This window comes from Providencia sp. PROV236, from assembly GCF_033676985.1.
In the GTDB taxonomy this organism is placed as follows: domain Bacteria; phylum Pseudomonadota; class Gammaproteobacteria; order Enterobacterales; family Enterobacteriaceae; genus Providencia; species Providencia manganoxydans.
On the sequence record NZ_CP096297.1, the window covers coordinates 1,487,991 to 1,506,663 of the forward strand.

Here is an 18,673-nt window from a genome sequence, read left to right on the forward strand (position 1 = left end):
AGTGTTCAATAGGCGTTAGATTTTATGTATGAAAGTTTATATTATGGTAACCGTTTCTGGCAGTGAATATTATTGATGAAGGAACGCGTGAGTGCTTGGCAATTGAAGTCGATACTTCGTTGCCTGCAAACCGAATTATCAATGTGCTCTACATAAAACGATTTTTGAACAAATGATGAAAAAAATATTCCTATCACTTGTTATATTGTTTGCATTTTCTTGTATCCCTAACGTCAGTATTGCTGATGCAGATCTGGATATAGAGGAAGGTATAAAAATTGAAACAATCCCACAGCCATACTCTGAAAGTGACTTGTATGGTTATTGGATTGATGTAAATAATACACAAGAAATAAAAATTCTCAAAATGATGAGTTTTGCTCCAAATGGTACTGCTGTTGATTCATTGCGGATCCAAGTTGGTGATAATGTAGAAGAAATAAAGCAAGACTCTACGTGGAAATTTGACGTAAAATCCAGCATATTAATGCAGAAAATCACTAAGATTACCTACAAAATTAATGGGAAAATAGAGCCAAAAAATTTCGGTGATATAGAGCCTGTAAAAGTATCAGTTATAATTCAGAAAAGAGGTAAGGATATCTTTATGGGTCTTGCTCGTGATGATGGAACATTAGAGATTTACCAAAAAATCACAGCTGAAATGCGAGACGAAATTCACAAGAAAGCACAAGAAAATACTCAGAAATGAAATTCCATATTACTCTCTAGTTGTATCAGATAGCTAATATGCATAATTAGTATCATCTAAATTATCACTACATCAAAATAACCATTTTCATATGTGGTAGTGTCCACTTCCCCTAAAATAAGATAGTTATAATTAGACTTTCTGCGCTGGCGGAGTCTGAATTCGTCGCTTAACTAAATGATTTTATAGTGCTAATTTTCAATTCAACTTTTGAAAAGTGCCTATTAAGGTGCCTAAAAATAATTTGATTGATTTTTAAGCGTTAGATTTAGTGGAGCACTTACTAACTGTAACTTGGTGTTTTATCAACAAATACAAAAATTGCTATTTTATCTCAGAGGTTAATACTTTAGCTAGTGTGGTAAAGGGGAAAATGAGGATTTTACCTTATTTCTGTTCCTTGATTAAAAACAACTTGTGTGAGATCATTCAAAATAAATCTAAAAATTATCAAGTCATAGAGGGTAGCCCAATAACCTATTATAGTATACGCACTAAAGCTAGTGTCCACTCCCCTTGACTTTGACAATATGTATTTGCGTACATATATTCTTTTTATTAAGTTTACTTTAAATACGATTTATGACTTATAATAATGAAAATTATGATAAAAAAGGCATAGAATAGATATGTTCAAAAAAATAGTAATGACTTCCTGTATCGCCCTATTAGCTGGGTGTGGCGATAGTCCCATCGATGAAGTTAAAAATCAACATTTCGAAGGTTTCAATAATTATACTATAGGCCAAATACTTGATAATCGAGGTGTTTGCGGTAGTGTTCTATGGTAAGAGAATAAAGAAACTAAAACGGTGCAGTACACTTGTAACTTAAATAAAGGCAAAACGCATTTCTCATTTGATGAAGGCTATGCCAATAATCTGAGAAACACTTCAAAACAAGAAGGTCTAAAACTCGCGGTTGATAAAACTGAAAGCGAAATTGAAAGGGCAAAAAATACGCTGGGTAACATCAAAGAACATAATGAAATTATCACAAAATTATTAAATGACGATAACAATATTTTTGCACTAAGGAAAGATCAAGAATACCAAGGATATATATTTGATGCTATTAGGAGTTACAGTTACTCACCAGAAGCACAAAAACTTGATGAAATAGCAAGACTAGAATTTAACAACGGTCCATTACACATGGACTTTGATGAATATTATGCTCTATACCAGTATCTTATAGAAAAAAATGACACTGATTCTGGTGCTCATGTTAAATACAAGTTCGCAATAGAGGGGGGAGGGCAAAGTTATGGTTTATACAAACAGTGCGTAGCCCGTGAAACTTACGATGCTATACAATCGCTTAGAAATGATAAACACTGGATTGATGAAATAAACTCAAAACATAATGAAGAAATGAAAAAAATATGTGTTGATCATTTGAGTCGTTACGAACCCACAGATTACGATAAGGAATTAGAAAATTGTATTTCAAGGTCATACAAGCCAGATTACGATAAATTAGTAAGAAAACAAGGGTTAAGCGAAGAAACCACGAAAAAAATAGCCAACGACTGTTCAGAAGAAAAAGATCGCAAAATTGCCGAATACCATAGTTTGTTAGAACAATACAGTACAAATGTTCGTAATGTTATTAATTCACAATTAACAGATGAATTAACTAAAAATAAAGTTCTCTTTGAAGAAACTGAAACTAAGCTAAAATTCCTTGAATAAAGTGGAAGAAAGACAGAAGAAGAACAAGAAGCTAATCAATATGCAGAAAATAATGTTAAAAGATATTCTCTTACCCATATTTTAAAAGGTGAAGAAATTATTGTGTGGGAATACAATAAAATTTCTAAAGATTATATTATAAAACAGATGGGTTCAGTTCAGTATGAGTATGGTGGAAAAACTATGTCAACTAGCTTACCTCTTGATGTTCTGATCTATGCAGCTTTGAACAATGTAAATGACATAGATGACTACATGATCATAAAACGAAAAAAAGCACTGAATAAACTTATGAACCTATTTTAGTCTCTTAGTATAGAGTGGTTGGAGAAAACTCAACCACTCTATACCATCTCTCATCATAAATAATTAAAAACTAGATTGAATAAAAAAACAATCAGATGTATGTATTCAAATGCATATTTATAGGTAAGCATTTCGAGCCTATCATCACCTCACTGGAACTCACCCAATAACTGCATAAATACCGCATATTAATCAGTAAATGCTGACAATGGCTAGGTAGTAGTACTTCCTTCCCGGTAATTGTCAACACTAGTGACAATTGCGGAAACTTACGGGGTATAACTTTTGATCGAGAATAAATTAGGAGATAGTAGCAGTGATGTAATAACTACCCATACCCTAAGCGAGTGTGATACACATACCACACACTATTCTAAGGTTGTATGGATGCCGGATTTGACCTCTCCCAAATGAAGTTCTGCATATTAGCCGCCTATACTTTAAGACTGACCCTTATGATGGTTTAAAGGCTGTAAAGCCAGAGTTATGTTGAGTTCCATAATTTCATGCCACCATAAGGTCACTAGATTTACATTAATTAAAATTTGACTTTAGTTAGATTTAAAATAAGAATACTATTATAATAGAAAATTCCAAAAGGTAAAAAAATGGGCACATTAAATCTGAAAGTAGGAGATCATATTTATTCTCCACGAACAGGCTACACACACCATGGTATTTATATTGGTGGTGATAAAGTGGTTCACTATGCAGGCCTTTCACATGGTCTTTCTAAAGACGGCATTCAAGAAACAACGCTTATTGAATTTTCAGGCGAAAAGCAACTTATTGGCGTTGTTCAACATGAATACTCAATCTACACTCCAGAAGAAATAGTTAACAGAGCTAGAAAAAAAATAGGTGAAGATGATTACAATGTAGCTACAAATAATTGTGAACACTTCGCCAACTGGTGCGTCACTGGAACAAAGGAAAGTAAGCAGGTACAGTCCGTTGTAAAAGCAACAGTTAATGTTGTCAATGTTTCTTACAATGGATACACAATATATAAATATTTAAACGGAGCACAAGCTAGTGCTGGTCTGCTGAAAACCGTTGTGAATGCAGCTAGCACTAGCGCACTAAGAACCACAGCACCAACAATAATAAATTCAACCGTTGCTTCAACCACAACATCAAGTGCCATTAACTCTTTTGTGGCAACGTCTACAGCTTCAAATTTAGCAGGTGTGGTTGGAGGAAGTGCGGCTGGGATCTCGAGTGGGGTTGCAGCTTCGGGGGGAACAACCGTCGCGTTGTCGGCATTAACAGGAGTAAGTGCTGTAGGTGCTGCACCAGTCATTGTTGGTGTGGCCGTTGCCGCTGGAGTTGGTTTAGGTGTTAAGTACCTTTGGGGTAAGATATTTGATTAATTGCCTAATGTGAATGAACCATCTGCTCTTGTATAAACATTTAGAGAAAACTAAGGTTCGAGCGCCCCGACCCTGTAAATAATTTCTGTTTAACAAAAAATAAAGCTACTAACAAATAGATAGCAGCACATTATTTTATGAAAAACAATGTGCTGTTATTTCTATACTCTTTCCCTTCCAGAAAAATGCTCATGCATCTTTTCAGTCATCACCCACAATGCCTTATTCAATTTAATATCCCCATCGATACCATTCACAGAACGAGTGCGAGCACGTTTGCCTTTAGCGTTCCTACCAGATAATCCCCCCTTGATTAAATTTTCTTGCAAGCGTTGATATATCGTCCAAAGATCATCTTTCTTATCTTCCCAGCGACGAGGTTGTAATGCTTGTTCCTCGGTAATAGGTTTATGTTCCTCACCAAAGCGATACGTCAAGGCAGCTTGTGCCAAGGTTTGCTGTGCTGGTGGCGGTAATAGAAGAGATTGCATCTGTTCACGCTTTTCAGCTATGGTGTCGAAAGTTTCCAGTACCTCATAAGCCCCTTCAATGACCTTGCTGACAACATCCCCTTTATGGGGTACACGTACTTCACCAAAGGTGTCTCCGCAGACTAAACCATTCGAACATACCGCTCTAAATAACCCCGGCAACATCTGATAACTACTCGAACCATCATGGCTATTCAGCAGAATAATTTCAGGGACTTGTACCCCCGTGATTTGGTCATGCCGCCGAAGTCGTAGCATATGCTTAGTGTGCTCACGACGGCTGTCATCTCGCACACGAGTTTGACAGGCAAAGAACGGGTAAAAACCTTCTTTCTGTAAACTATCGAGTAAGGTAATAGTAGGAATATAAGTGTACTTTTCGCTACGAGATTCATGTTTTTCTTCTGAAAACACACTGGGTACTGTGCGAAACAATTCTTCGATGGTTAATGGGCGGTCACGACGAATAGAGCAAGCATTGCCAAAACGGGAAGCTAAACGAGACATAGGGGTTCTCCTCAATAATTAAACTGATAAATAATTCGATAAATGGATTAAATGAAGATTGCTGGTGGGGGGAAAGATAAAACCGTGACTGATAAATAAGTCTACAAGGCGAAAGATTTGAGCTTGCTCCGGATGCTGTATAGCGTAATCACGCAACAGGTAAAAATATTCCACCAGCACAGGGCTTTCGGTTTTAAATGACCAGATGCTATACACCATTAGACAAACTGCGATACCGGCTGCTTCAGGGCTTAACTCAGCTTCATTTCCGTTATGCGGGTTAAACATTTGCAGGGAGGTTTCGAGCATATCAGGCCAGATAAATGCGCCGCCATTAGACAGCATACTGAACTCCCAGAAAGCACCTTGATAGACCTCACACATCTTATCCATCAGATTAAAGATATCGCCTTCAATACGTTGCCAGTCTGGCACAGTACCAAAGTAAAAACGCCAGAAGGTACTACGACCACGGGAATTGACGAGGTTGGTTTTGATAACCGTTGATTCTTGCTCTTGTAAAGTAAACATAATAGAACTCCAATTCAGTCGATATTGATAGACAGTAATAAACAAAAAAGCCCTACACCTTGTGGTGCAGAGCTTTCTAAAAATGATAGGTATATTGAGTATCATTTTTAGTGACTCATTCTGATGATTGATTCACTAAAATAATATAGATATAAAAATAAATGTAAGTTAATTAATGGGTTAGTCTGATGATGCTTTTATAATGAATCAGATTCGGGGATCCCTTCATCTGCTAATTGATAACCGATGTTATTCACGACGGTTTTGGGATCTAGTTTAATCTCAACAAGGTGCTTTCCTGTCTCTACGGATCCTTTATAGACATTGAGTGTGCTAAAAGGCTGACCTTCTTCATTATGGCCGTCACTGACAAGATAGGTAGTATCACCATTACGGATAGTAAACTCACTGATGCTATAAAACCGATTACTTTGACTAGCAAATGAAGTTCTGTTTGCAGGTACAAAGATATCCATCTCTTTTTTTTCTACCCCCACTTTACCAAAAGAATAAGATACAGAAGGTGAAACAATGCAGATTTCAACTTCCTTCTTATGGTTCGCTGTTTGAGCATAAAACACAGGTTTAGCACAACGAGATAGATGAGCTTGGCGTAAATCCTTATGTGGAGTTGCATAGCTCAATGGAATAACTAATAAAGAAGTAAGAACAATTAACGGTAGTTGGATTGATCGTTTCATACATTTTCCTTTTCGTAGATACCCTGTCAGAATAACATAGTGGATCATAAATAATTCTACCATCATGACTATTAAGCAATATAATTTCCGGCACTTGGCTACCTGTAATTTGATCGTGGCGTCTCAGGCGCAACATATGCTTAGTATGATCGCGACGGCTTTCATCTCGCACACGAGTTTGGCATGTAAAAGAAGGGATAAGAACCTTCTTTCTGTAAACTATCGAGTAAGGTATGTAGGAATATAAGTGCACTTTTCGCTACGAGATTCATATTTTTCTTCTGAAAACACACTGGGTACTGTGCGAAACAATTCTTCAATCGTTAATGGGCGGTCGCGACGGATACTATTTGCCGCACCAAAGCGGGATGCTAAGCGAGTCATAATGAATTTCCTTTAAAATAAAGTAGATAGATAAGAAGTCGGCGTAAATAAGGGCGAGGTTAATCGATTAAATGGAAAATAGCGGAACGTTCAGGATGTTGCGCCGCATAATCACGCAATTGATAAAAGCGATCGACGAGGGTGTCACTTTCCGTTTGAAAGGACCATAAACTGTACATCATCAAACACACAGCTATGCCCGCAGCTTCAGGATTGAGTTCCGCTTCGTTACCATTATGCGGATTGAATAGCGTAAGCTCCTCTTGATTCAAATCGGGATAAATAAAAGCGCCGCCATTAGATAAAGTGCAATATTCCCAATACCCGCCGTGGTAGTCCTCACAAAACTGGCCCATGGTAGTAAAAATCACCACTTCAAAGGTTGAAAAGCCTTTAACGTTGCCAAAATGAGTTTGCCAAAAATGCGTGCGCTGGCGGTTGGAAGCGGGTGTTGAGATGATGGGTTCAAGTGTCATAAAAAAGCCCTTTTGTGGATGTTACGAAATAAAAAAGGCAGACCGATTGGTCTGCCGTTATGTTGAATCTACATTGAAATAGTTGAGTTTTAGTGGTCACTAAATAGCCCGTTGAGTAGTCGTTCAATGGCTCCCCCCAATAAGGTTGTGCAAGCAAGCGTCGCCCCAAGTCGAGCCGCTTGAATTTCCGTGTCGGAATACTTGCCTTCAAGCGCAAGTTGTTCATTGACCGTCTTCTGGGCGTAGTAGGTGATAGACATCAGTGTCACAACACTCACAGAGGTGGCGATAAGTTTAAAAATCGTCATGATGAATTCCTAGGAAGTAAGCCTGTGTGAGAACAGGCTCAAGTAAGGGTGAGCGTAACTTATTGAGGACCAGACCAGTTATCACTATCCAAAACTAAAAAAGAGTCACAGCCTGATTGACCTACAGTACAAACTCGCTTGGCTATTGATTTAGGTGGCCATTTTTTATCGGCTGAATAAGCTAAACCATTATTATCGACGCAGGCGACTTTTAACCAGTTAGCCGCTGCACCACGATTATAATAAACGCTACTAATACAGGTCATCGCGGTAGGGGCAGGAAAACCTTTTGCTTGTCGAATTGGAGTGTCGCCTGTCAACTCTCCATGAGGCACACCTAGGACAGGTCTTTCATTACTCTCATTTTTCTCCTTCAATTTTTGACCATATTCTGGCGTTAAATAGTAGGTATAACGTGTGGGCTGAATTTCACCGGGTAGGTGAAGTGCTAATGCTTGAGCACAAACCGTTAGCGAGATTAAAGTCGTAAATAGTACCTTTTTCATAAAGATGAACTCCATTATTTCATTAAAGATTGGATATATTGGTAATGGGGCAAGGCTTGAATAAACGCCTCTTCACATAACCGTTGGTTGAGGTCTTCACGATAACGAAAGCCCCGCGCCGTCATGACCACGTCTTGCAAGGCCATCACATCAAAGACATGAATGTGCTCCGCGATATCAGCGGCGAGATACCAATGACCTTGGTAATAAATCAACTTATACGGGGCAACGTTCGTGATGTTTTTTCCTTGGTGGGCAAATTGCAGTAAACGCCGTTTCACAATGGCTTGTGTCAAGATATAAAAGCCCCCGAACAGCGAGGGACGCTGTTCGGGCGGGGTATGGTAAACAATAAACGGTGAATCAATCGTCGGGTCGAGCAGAACTGCTAGCAGCTTCCTGTCTAAAGCCGGAAACAGTGAGGTGACATGCGTAATGGCGGCAAAGCGCAATATGTCCTTATCGGTACGAAAGGGACGCTGTGATGCTGCCAATCGATAGCCACCTTGGTGATATTCCAAGTCCAGATATTGAAGGCGCTCATTAAGGTCACGCCGTAGGGTACGAGTCGAGACATTGAGCTCTTCTGACAGCTCGGATAAATAAACGGTTTCCCCGCGAAATAATTGACTAATAATAAACGCCAACCGAGACGCAAGCCGGTCATGGCGAGACACAGAAGTCGACATGATGTTGTCCTTATTAAAATAGCTCCGGCAAGCGGATAGAATGGGATTGATAAACCTTATTGCGATAAGGCTTTTTGTCGTAAGTACGCCACAATGATGCAGGCGGGGACGGTGACCCGATAAGCGGGTCCCGCTAAGTCAGCGACAAGCCATGCCGAGCTCACGGCAAGACCAATCGGCCCAGCAATCAAGGAAAGTGCTCGGTGTGCGGCAAAGAGTGTGCCAATGGTGGCAACCCCGCCGAGCGCATTAATTACACCAATGGCTGAGAGTGTGGCCACTTCCAGAGCAGCAATGCCTGAGGTACGGATAGCCGCTTGAACCGCAATCAAAATCAATTGTGGCGTGGGGTTGGTGAGGTTAAGTTGCATATCACGAGAGAAGGCTTGTAGCTCTTCTGTGGTCAACTCATTTAAGCTTTTTTCTAATACTTTCAATAACAAATTTAATTCCAAGGTTTCGGTACTTCCGGCCTTCGGATAATTGACATCAAGGTGGTCACAGACATCCTGTAAGATTTCACGGTACAACACGCCCTTATTGCCTCGAACGAGACTCATCAAACTGTTAGCTCCAAAGGCTTGCAACTCTGCCGCAATCGACATCCAGTATTGCTGGTGCTCCGGATGGTAGAGTTGATATTCAGGCGAGCTGGTTAAGGTTTCAGTCCAGCGCTTTTGTCCATCTTTACTGTCGTGAGTTAGGACGGATACAAGTAAGCCCAGTTCTTCATTGCTGCATTCACGTAAAAACGCTAAATCGGTATCTAATCGGTAAGTTGCCATCGGTGTTATTCCCTAGCTTGAAAAAGAGAACACCACGATAACAACCCCACCGGACAGGTTATGTCCGGTTATTTGACTTTTTTTCGGGGGGAAAATGAAGGGAAATGACAGGGTATGTCATCGGATTTATTTAATTAATTGATATTATTGAAATTGTTTGGTTTCGTGTAAGTGATATATATCTGAAAAATATTTGAATTAGTGAAATGACTATATTGGGTTAAAAAATTATAGGGCACATACTTTTCAATAATAAACTGTAAATAAATGTAAATATTGGATTAAAAGATAAGCATTTAAATAGGGGGGAAATGAGTTTTTACTTATCCAATTTTATCTGACGGAATCTTAATTAGTCTAATTAAGTCTATTTAACTTATTGATATATGTGAATTTATGTTATTGACTTGCTACTTGGAATGCGATTAATTAGTCACCTCGAAACAAAAAACGTAAGGTGAAAAATATGTCTCATTTTCCATTAAATGCTTTTCCATCACTTATTCGTGACATTATTCATGATGTTCATGAATGCACCCAAGCACCAGTTCCATTAATTGCCTCCTCTGTGATTAGTGCTATGTCTTTGTCTTGTCAAGGATTAATAAATGTTAGAGTTAACCAAATGGCACCGTTTCCCGTGTCATTGTTTTTACTTGTGATAGCAAACTCAGGGGAGCGTAAAACAACAGTAGATAAAATAGTGATGAAACCTTTTTATCAACATGACACGAATTCATTAAGGGAGTTTGAACAAAAGAAAACGAACTATTCACTTGAAATGCAGGTTTGGAAAGAGAAAGAAAAAGCGATCCTAAGCCAAATTCGTAAGAAAACAACTCAAAGACAAAGTACCGAAGAGACATTAAAAGAGCTCAAAGCTTTACAAGTAGAGAAACCCGTTCAGCCAAAATATCATCGATATATTTATAACAATGTGACACCTGAAGCACTACAAATGGGCATGTTCAATAACTATCCCCATATTGGGCTAATCGCAGATGAGGGAGCTAATATCTTAGATAGGCAGATTATGAAGGATTTAAGCTTTATAAATTCCATGTGGGATGGTGTAAGCTTTCATGTTGATCGCAAGACAACGCCAAGTTTTACGATAGAAGATGGGCGAATTACACTATCTGTAATGGTACAGAAGAAACCGTTTGATTTATATTTAAAGAGGCAAGGACATAAAGCTAGGGGAAGTGGTTTTTTTGCACGTTGTTTGGCTGTGAATATAGATGAAAATTTGACGACTCAAGGTGAGCGTTTTATAAGGTATCAACACTCTGTGAATATGCATCTTAATTATCTTCATTGCAGAATAAATGAATTATTAGCAGAGAGTAATTTAAATGAAAAAATAAGTGAGAAAATATGTTTATCATTAGAGTCATCTGCTCAATATGAATGGGAGCAAATTTACAATAGTATTGAAAGTCGACTTAAACCGGAAGAAGAATATGCGAGCATGAAGGATTTTGCATCTAAATTAGCAAATAATATTGCACGTTTAGCTGCAGTATTTAGTTATTTTATTGAAGGAAATTGTGAGATAAAAAAGGAATATATTGATAGCGCATCAATTATTTGTGAATGGTATATGCAACAAGCTATTCATTTATTTGGGCATGAAGAAGGGTATTATGAAGCCTTATTATTATCATGGCTACACCGTGAGTATTATCAAAGTGGTAGAATGCGAGGTAGTATAAGGTTTAATGATATTCGGCGATATGGTCCAAGTGCATTACGAAAAGGTAAGTTACTGGAAAAGGTTATTTCTAACCTAGAAAAAGAAAGTGCAGTATATATAAATTACTCACTACGCGGTGCAAAATTTGTAAATGAAGGTGAAAAGTTTAATAACAATATTTTTACAAAACACCCTGCGTATTCATTTTACCCATTAGCTACGACTGCTACTGTAGCAACTAATCGCAGAGTTTAATGATAAAATTGCACAAAAATAATATCAGAGTGAAATTATTCCCATTCTGACATTTTACCGAGTTAATAAAGGTCTATGGCTTTTGTTTTTCTCTAGTCGTTAAGTTTTATTGTGTCGGTATAGTAATATATGTTTATCATTATATATATTTAATGGTGATTTATAATTAATACCATTTAATAGAGATAGTTTGTAATTATATTAATTAAATGTATGCTCAGTTAATTAATGAGGTAGCATCTCTTATGCTTCATTGGTTATCATCATAATAATATAGATTGGAATAACTTAATTACTGATACCGACACATCCTTTTAATATCTAATTAAGGGATGTCAAAATAAAGATGAAACCTTATACTTATAATGCTCAATATCAGCAAGCCTTCTCGGATGTGATTAATGATGCCGTACGAGAGTTTCCTCGTACGCTTGCTTTACGAGTGGATCTTCACTTTCCTTCTGATTACCAATATGGTGATTCAAATAAAGAGATAACACGTTTTATCGAATCTTTAAAAGCAAAGATTGACGTCGCTTGTAGAAATAAAAATCACGATTGGGATCGTAACTGGCACAATCGTTTGCGATATATTTGGGTACGTGAGGTTGGTGAGCTTAATCACCGTAAGCATTACCACGCTTTATTATTACTGAACAAAGATTTCTACTGGAGTGCAGGGGACTTTAAATCAACTACCAGCTTAGCGGGATTAATCCACCAAGCATGGTGTAGTGCATTAGGAATTGAGCTAGCCCAATACGAAGGGCTTGTCCATTTTACAAAGAACGGGCGTCATGTACTTAATACCAATAAAGAAGACTATCCTCAGCGGCTAGTGAGTTTACTTCATTGCATGGATTATCTAGCAAAGGATCATACAAAGAGTTATCACGATGGCTATCGGTCTATTGGGATGAGCCGATGTTAATATGCTTCTGGGGAAAGTATATGAATAAACACCTTATATTATAAGGAGATTCGTTGTGGGTTTATTCCTGCACATATCAAGAATGCGGGACTCTGTCACTTATTTATAGATTGAAAACCCATTGGGATCATCAAACGAGGTAGTTATGCGATTATTGTATCAATGTGATGAAAAAACGGGTAGGGAATGTATCGAATTGGTTGATTTTCGTTTTGAGTTAGTGGATCCCCAACAGCTACTGGCATGCATTGATGCGTTTTCATCCGTATGTGTGCACACCTACGGTTATTGCTCTGAACATATTGAGCTGACAGGTTCACCAATACCAGTAAGCTGTATCTTGGCATTATTCGCAAAAAAATGAGGTGTAGCCAAGGCTATGTTTCCTCGCTCGGGAATGATTATCGTCTTATTGTGGTGCGCTATCGGTTCGCTAAGGCTAGTCTGATCGTCTGAAAATTGAACAGTAACGATTGGCTAGGGAAACTCTTATCGTTGCGAGCTTAGTCGTTATAATGGAGTATATGTATTAGCCGAAACACGTTATAAAAAGTTTACCTGATAGCGCTGTACGGATTTTATACCTCTAGATAGCATCGGTTGTATTTGGCTTCAGCTGGCTGTTAATAGATAACAAAAGTAGAACTCTGTAATGATTTGTTTTCTATTAAATTACAGTGGGATACATTAGAAATTTTTGAGCGCAAGATATTTTGATTCAAGCCTAGTATTTCTAGAGTCGATTTTACATTTATCTCAATACTGAGCCCAAGAGGAGTAAGCTGATTGAAATGCTGTATAACATCACGATGCTACAACATGATGCGAGAGCCAGCCTGACAAACACGGTTGAAAGACTCGAACGTATTTTAGTTCTTGTTTTTCAATTGCTATATGACTCCGTTTTTATAACATCTCAGTGAGATTATTCATATGTTTTCTCCAGAGATTTTTCTGAAATTAACTTATGAATATGCTGTTTCGCACTACTTAGGCAAGCTTCTAGCGTTGACGAGTTATCAATGACTGTGTAATGAGAGGATAAGCGTTCGAATTGACTTTTGAAGCGCACTCTAAAATCTGTGTCATCGAGTGTTTTATCTAGGGTGGATTTTCCACGTTCTGTAATACGTTGCTGGCGAACTTCCTCATTGATGTCAATAAATAGGGTTAGGTCTGGTTTTGTTATACTAGTAAAGCCGAGTTCATAATCAAGGTCAACATCTAGGCCAATAGTGCGATGTGAGACGATAGTGTCGATAAGATAGCGAACACAATAGACGTTGTGGCTTTTGAGTTTTTCCTTAATATCGTTCGATGCCTTCACTACTGATGTTAGGTAATACAGATAGTGTGCATCAGGGTAGTTTTCTCTTAGTTCCTGTGTGAATTGCTTTCGGTGCTCAGAGAACAAGCTTTCTGGTGTTTGGAGGTAATAACCTTTTTTGTCCATTTCGGCAAGTATTTTACCAATACTTGTTGTGCCTGAACCATCTAGCCCGGTAATTACGATAAATTTACCCGCCATAAGACCTCCTTATTCATTTAGTAGTGGAGAAATAATGATTTCGTCTATCTCATACAGAGTACTGCCATGAAGAGTCGGCAAACTCACTTCATCTCCAACCTCGTGTTCAAGTAGAATCTGAGCTATAGGAGTGAGATAACTGACGATGTTTTCTTTTGGATTACTATCACCGTAACCAAGGATTGTCAGCATTCTACTGTTGTCATATTCGTCTATAAGCGTTACCTGATGCCCCACTGAGACATAGTTGCAAAGGTTACCCCGAATATGGGGCATATCTTCGATGATCTCTTTATGTTCAAGTAAGCGAGCTAGTTCTTGAATCTTGTTTGGTAGCTCGTATTCAGCTTTTGTTCTTAATGCCATGAACTCTGGATTTTCTCGTAAGTCGTTATCAAGCTCAACTGTTTTCCCGATCTTGGCATTACAGATCTTTATATCTTTTTGGAGAGATATGATTTCGTTATTAGTACGTGCTAATCCTTCTCGGGTGAAATAGGTTTTTTGCTTATTCATAAATAACTCTCGTTGGGATTTGACCTACAATAATTGGCTCATCCAATTGTTTCATGCTTTTGACCACATTACCTGGCAAGAAAAATGTGAGGTGTTGCTTGGACTGGCCGTCTTCAGAAGATGTCGATGACAAATCTAGTTCCTCTATTATAAATTCATTCTCTTTGGTATTGATGCGTCCTAATTTATTAGATATACGTTGTCTTCTTCCCGGTGACAGACGAAATACAGTGCCCTCATTAGCCAAATCGCCTTTATTACCAAACGCTCGCTCATGGTTTGGTGTCATAGGTAAATCTTGCCTTGAAGATAGGAGTTTGTACTCATTAAAGGCTCGGCCTAGGTTACAAATTTGACCGGTATCCATAGTTAATGCTTTATCTAAGAATGAGTTAGCTGGAAACTTTGCTATTTTTAAGATGCGTATATAACTTTCTATCAATGGAATAAGATCATTTTCAATGTAACTCGATGATGCATTAAATGTGCTTGCTAAAGTTTGAGCTTTATTTTTGAGGCTCAGAAGTAATGTATCGATATCTTGCCAACTAGTATTATTGGAAATTGATTGCGCATCAATAATAGCATTAAGTAAGTATCGTTCACCATCAATGTGACCACTGTTTGGGCGTGCTATTGACTTAGGATAAAAGAATTTTGCATAGCATTTACCACTTTGATTACGCTCAACATTTACTCCAAAATAGATACCGTCATCGTTTTGCAGTTTATGCATTACACATGGCGTGCCAGCTAGTTTGCCACGAAGGTATAGATCCACTGAGTTTCTCCAATTTCCTTTCATTTCTAACTGGATCACCTTATGTCCGGATATATCCATTTTCAGTGCATGATTATGGCTATCAGTAATGCTTGCTGTCGTTAAGCCCTCAAGTGAATCATTTGATACATATATATAATTTTTGTACGCGAGTATATGCATACCAGAGTGTTTGGTTAGCTCAACCTCACCTACATCGATCATTGGCCTAAAGCGTAGTTCTGTAGTGAATAGTGAATCAGAGCCCTTGAAAGTGGTAAGAAAGTGAGCTAAATCTTTCTCGAATTCATCCCTATGGGTTACTCCAGCTTTCATACCTGCTTCTGTCCAACCATAGGTATAAGGCGATATTGAAAGCCTTACACCCGCTAAGCAGTGGCGTAATGAGCTACTTAGGTTTGTGAATGCTTGTCTGATTGCCTGATTATGTCGGCTGTAGCCAACAGTAGCAATACGGGTTTTCGCTCCTAGATTTTCATAAACTAATTGGGCGAATGTATCAATATGCGGGTAAATTGCTGGATCATTATCTAGATAGCAATAAATCACTCCGTGGCGGTCTTCACGCCCATAGGCAATAAGTGGAGAAGTATGGATTATTTTAGGATCGATGAAATGGCCAGTATTAAAATCTATGATAGACGCTATCTGATTGGGAGAGTAGGTTTGTTCTAAACTTACGGCTTTGAGCACAGCAATGATATTACGCAGGTTCTCTAAACTAAATTCTATGATACGCGAGCTCGCACCTTGGCTACAAAAGTTGCACTTGTTAAAACACCCACTCTGTGGTTGGAAATGACGAAGACGAGCAAAGACCTTCCGAGGCAAGGTGCGAAACTCATTGTAGAGATAGGTGCGGACATTAACAGAATCAGTTGATATCGTTGTTTCATCTTCCAATAAGCAGTAAGGAGGCAATGTATTGGATTGTGATGATACTAGTGTATTATTAGAACAATTACTATTCATTTTCGTCTCCTAAAATGATAACGTGCCTATTCAATAGACACACATTAGCAAGTTGAGTGGGTATGTCAATGAGACTTCATGACCATCTAAATCAAAAACGGAATGGAAAGGCCATTCTTAAGCGTTTGCAATGGATTGAGGGACAGCTCAGTTGGATTGGTGAGTTTAATCGAAAAGACTTGGTAGCTCGCTTTGCTATTTCGACTCAACAAGCGTCTGCGGATATTGCTCTTTACAAAGAGTTTGCTCCAAATAATATGCAGTTTGATAATAGTTCAAAGGTATTTTTTCTAAGTGAGTCATTCGTTCCTTTGTTTGATCATGAGCCGATAGAATGGCTTCAACAGGAGCAACATAGTGAGGTAGGCAATTTACTCGGTCTAGTCGATATCATGGGTATTCCGCAAAAGATGGATCCTAAAATTTTTCGTACTCTGAATCGCTGCCGGAAATATGAAACACCAGTACAGGTAGAGATTGGAACTTTTTCATCCTCAGAAAAGAAAACAGATCTAATTTGTCCACACTCTATAGTAGTAACTCCTGTGCGTTGGCATGTACGTGCTTGGAGTGGAGAACTTCAGAGGTTTATTGATCTACCTATCAGCCGTATCTTAAGTGCAGAGCCAAATGATAGAAAGGATTGGGTACCAAAAGACGCAGACCGCGAGTGGCTTACCGAAATGTCTATTATTTTAGCACCCTCAGAACATCTAGAAGTTAACCAGCAAGAGATGGTTTCTAGTGCTTATGGCATGAGTAATGGAATTGTTAAAATCCCGACCAAAGCTTGCTTAGTCTACTATACATTGGCAGCAATGGAGTTGTTAAGTTCTGTGCGCGAATATAAAGGGGAAGCTCTTGATCCTCAGCTAAACATTCGGGTTCTTAACTATAAAGAATTGCTGCCACTAGTAAAAAATCCCCCCATTTTTGAATGGGGTAATCGGTTGGAGCTCAGTGAAGAAATACAAGAGTTGGTAGATCAAGTGGAAAAATCGCAGTGCTATATTACTGAACTTCCATCATTGAAGTATCCACTGTGGCTTGGTTCTGGCTTTGCAAAAATTGCAGCTAGCTATGGTGCAGAGCTTTGCGTTACCAATGGAATTATGAGTACTTTTATGTCAGTAGTGGATTACAAGTCTAGCCCATTGAAGAGCTATTTCTTCCCAATTCTTTTAAGCTTTGCGGGTAAGGGAGAGGATGCTGTCGATACTGCTGAAAATATAGCTAATTCCTCAAGCGAAGCTGGGATTATTACATGTAACTCTGATTCTGATGTAGTTAAAAAACTTTCAACGATCCGTTATAGTTATTTTTTTGGTCAATTCCCTAAACGAGATAATCGTTTTGTTAATATCAAATCAATATTAACCCTAACTCGCTTGGTCGAAGAGTATGCCTGTCAGCAGTTTTATTTGACTTTGCCTCAACTTGATTTACAACGCTGTGCCCAACATGCGGAAGTGATCGGAATGCGTGCGGCTGAACGGTTTATTGAGCACTTTAGCTGGCAAACTAAGCAGCTGATTATCGTAGGTAAAGGTTATAATAATCCGCTAGAACATGTCTGGAAAAGTATACTCGCAGAGGCAGGTATAATGACGCCTACTTGGGCTGATATTAAAGATTTTACTCACGGTGATCATCGTCATGTTAGCTTGTATAAAAAACATGCTTTTTTATTACTTGAACAACCAGAGATAAAAAAATATTGTGATATTTTTGAGCCTCGATTTGGCCAAATTTATCCTGTAGAGCGAATCAATTTAAATGGGGGGTTTAGGGAGCAGTTTTGGACAAATTTACTTACAGCACTATTTTTTACTCATCGTTTAACCTATGAACAAGGCTATAATGGCAATCGTCCCCCTAAGAATGAAAAGGTACACTCTTGGCGTGGATGGGGAAGATTAAGTAACTAAATAAAAAACGGAAAAATAATTAGTTTTGTAGATTGAACTTAAATATATTAGGTTTATTACAACAAAGTGTTTGGGCATAAAAAAGTTTGTACATTATGTGTGACAGACTTCGTTTAACTGGGGTTCATTTTTCTAATGTCTTTGTTTTCTAAGTCTTAACGCCAAACCAATAAGACTTACGTTATTAACCATAAGTGCATTTAATAATTCAGGCTCATACTTTGTACACAGTATCAAAATACCCGCAAAATCGTGTCTTAATCAACCGTATGAAAATAATAAATCCCTAAATACTGTTCTTTAACCTTTTGGGTAGAATTTGGTAATGTGGTATTTTCGGATTTCGAGTTATTATTGTTAAAGAGAGCTGTAACCATATTATTCAAGCCTCAGTTTTGGTAGGCATTCGAGAGTGATCATGTTAGACGTTTTTATGAACACATCAGTTTGTTGATTGCAGCTTGACCGAATGATACTGATGATAACGCTTGCCGATATACAACTCGCAATGGGTATTCACTCTAACTGATTATGTACCAAACGAATGTTGAACACTGTGTTTTAAGGAAGGAAATTTAGGTTAGTTGAATAAAATCATTTAAA

Annotated in this window: 17 protein-coding genes and 3 pseudogenes; 8 read left to right on the forward strand and 12 right to left on the reverse strand. The window is 38.2% G+C overall.

What is annotated here, in order from left to right:
* Positions 1-12 precede the first annotated feature (12 nt).
* The 4 genes and pseudogenes from M1E96_RS06415 to M1E96_RS06430 all read left to right on the forward strand — a co-directional run.
* Positions 13-149 (forward strand): annotated as a pseudogene (locus tag M1E96_RS06415) (IS3 family transposase); the annotation flags it as partial.
* A gap of 23 nt (positions 150-172) precedes the next feature.
* The gene (locus M1E96_RS06420; RefSeq protein ID WP_272581232.1) at positions 173-712 is read left to right on the forward strand and encodes a hypothetical protein; all 540 of its coding nucleotides are present in this window, start codon (positions 173-175) and stop codon (positions 710-712) included.
* An 812-nt stretch (positions 713-1,524) separates the two neighbouring features.
* Positions 1,525-2,406, forward strand: coding sequence for a hypothetical protein (locus M1E96_RS06425; RefSeq protein ID WP_104872839.1), 882 nt, complete (start codon positions 1,525-1,527; stop codon positions 2,404-2,406).
* Positions 2,407-3,320: 914 nt separating this feature from the next.
* Complete coding sequence (locus M1E96_RS06430; protein ID WP_104872837.1) at positions 3,321-4,085, forward strand: lecithin retinol acyltransferase family protein; 765 nt, start codon at positions 3,321-3,323, stop codon at positions 4,083-4,085.
* Positions 4,086-4,246: 161 nt separating this feature from the next.
* Here the strand turns inward: M1E96_RS06430 and M1E96_RS06435 are convergent, their stop codons facing one another.
* The 9 genes and pseudogenes from M1E96_RS06435 to M1E96_RS06475 form a co-directional block, all read right to left on the reverse strand.
* On the reverse strand, positions 4,247-5,083 hold the full coding sequence (locus tag M1E96_RS06435) for a DUF932 domain-containing protein (protein ID WP_369427434.1): 837 nt from the start codon (positions 5,081-5,083) through the stop codon (positions 4,247-4,249).
* A gap of 99 nt (positions 5,084-5,182) precedes the next feature.
* Positions 5,183-5,614, reverse strand: a pseudogene (locus tag M1E96_RS06440) (antirestriction protein); the annotation flags it as partial.
* Positions 5,615-5,811: 197 nt separating this feature from the next.
* Positions 5,812-6,315 (reverse strand): hypothetical protein, encoded by a 504-nt coding sequence (locus tag M1E96_RS06445; RefSeq protein WP_232006113.1) that lies wholly within the window; start codon positions 6,313-6,315, stop codon positions 5,812-5,814.
* Between the two features lie 58 nt (positions 6,316-6,373).
* Positions 6,374-6,699: pseudogene (locus tag M1E96_RS06450) on the reverse strand (DUF932 domain-containing protein); the annotation flags it as partial.
* 59 nt (positions 6,700-6,758) lie between these two features.
* The gene (locus M1E96_RS06455; RefSeq protein ID WP_104872834.1) at positions 6,759-7,175 is read right to left on the reverse strand and encodes an antirestriction protein; all 417 of its coding nucleotides are present in this window, start codon (positions 7,173-7,175) and stop codon (positions 6,759-6,761) included.
* Positions 7,176-7,264: 89 nt separating this feature from the next.
* Positions 7,265-7,483: a hypothetical protein gene (locus tag M1E96_RS06460; RefSeq protein WP_104872833.1), complete on the reverse strand. Its 219-nt coding sequence runs from the start codon at positions 7,481-7,483 to the stop codon at positions 7,265-7,267.
* Between the two features lie 59 nt (positions 7,484-7,542).
* Positions 7,543-7,989: a hypothetical protein gene (locus tag M1E96_RS06465; RefSeq protein ID WP_104872832.1), complete on the reverse strand. Its 447-nt coding sequence runs from the start codon at positions 7,987-7,989 to the stop codon at positions 7,543-7,545.
* 14 nt (positions 7,990-8,003) lie between these two features.
* On the reverse strand, positions 8,004-8,678 hold the full coding sequence (locus tag M1E96_RS06470) for a YafY family protein (RefSeq protein ID WP_104872831.1): 675 nt from the start codon (positions 8,676-8,678) through the stop codon (positions 8,004-8,006).
* A 56-nt stretch (positions 8,679-8,734) separates the two neighbouring features.
* Positions 8,735-9,463: a DUF3944 domain-containing protein gene (locus M1E96_RS06475; protein WP_104872830.1), complete on the reverse strand. Its 729-nt coding sequence runs from the start codon at positions 9,461-9,463 to the stop codon at positions 8,735-8,737.
* Between the two features lie 466 nt (positions 9,464-9,929).
* On the opposite strand from M1E96_RS06475, the gene M1E96_RS06480 reads away from it, so the two are divergent.
* The 3 genes from M1E96_RS06480 (at position 9,930) to M1E96_RS06490 (ending at position 12,709) form a co-directional block, all read left to right on the forward strand.
* Positions 9,930-11,414 carry a YfjI family protein gene (locus tag M1E96_RS06480; RefSeq protein WP_369427435.1) on the forward strand — a complete coding sequence of 495 codons (1,485 nt, stop codon included), beginning with the start codon at positions 9,930-9,932 and terminating at the stop codon, positions 11,412-11,414.
* A 346-nt stretch (positions 11,415-11,760) separates the two neighbouring features.
* The gene (locus tag M1E96_RS06485; RefSeq protein WP_104872828.1) at positions 11,761-12,345 is read left to right on the forward strand and encodes an inovirus Gp2 family protein; all 585 of its coding nucleotides are present in this window, start codon (positions 11,761-11,763) and stop codon (positions 12,343-12,345) included.
* 145 nt (positions 12,346-12,490) lie between these two features.
* The gene (locus M1E96_RS06490) at positions 12,491-12,709 is read left to right on the forward strand and encodes a hypothetical protein (RefSeq protein WP_104872827.1); all 219 of its coding nucleotides are present in this window, start codon (positions 12,491-12,493) and stop codon (positions 12,707-12,709) included.
* 561 nt (positions 12,710-13,270) lie between these two features.
* Here the strand turns inward: M1E96_RS06490 and M1E96_RS06495 are convergent.
* Genes M1E96_RS06495 through M1E96_RS06505 form a run of 3 tightly spaced genes read right to left on the reverse strand, consistent with a single transcriptional unit; the run spans position 13,271 to position 16,142 of the window.
* Positions 13,271-13,873, reverse strand: a complete 603-nt coding sequence (locus tag M1E96_RS06495) for an AAA family ATPase (RefSeq protein WP_249890780.1) — start codon at positions 13,871-13,873, stop codon at positions 13,271-13,273.
* Positions 13,874-13,882: 9 nt separating this feature from the next.
* A complete protein-coding gene (locus M1E96_RS06500) occupies positions 13,883-14,389 on the reverse strand; it encodes a GreA/GreB family elongation factor (RefSeq protein ID WP_249890781.1) in 507 nt (168 codons plus the stop codon).
* Complete coding sequence (locus M1E96_RS06505; protein ID WP_369427436.1) at positions 14,382-16,142, reverse strand: hypothetical protein; 1,761 nt, start codon at positions 16,140-16,142, stop codon at positions 14,382-14,384. The genes M1E96_RS06500 and M1E96_RS06505 overlap by 8 nt, the downstream gene beginning before the upstream one ends.
* Before the next feature lie 68 nt (positions 16,143-16,210).
* Between M1E96_RS06505 and M1E96_RS06510 the strand changes: the two genes are divergently transcribed.
* On the forward strand, positions 16,211-18,070 hold the full coding sequence (locus M1E96_RS06510; RefSeq protein ID WP_369427437.1) for a hypothetical protein: 1,860 nt from the start codon (positions 16,211-16,213) through the stop codon (positions 18,068-18,070).
* Positions 18,071-18,673: the final 603 nt, after the last annotated feature.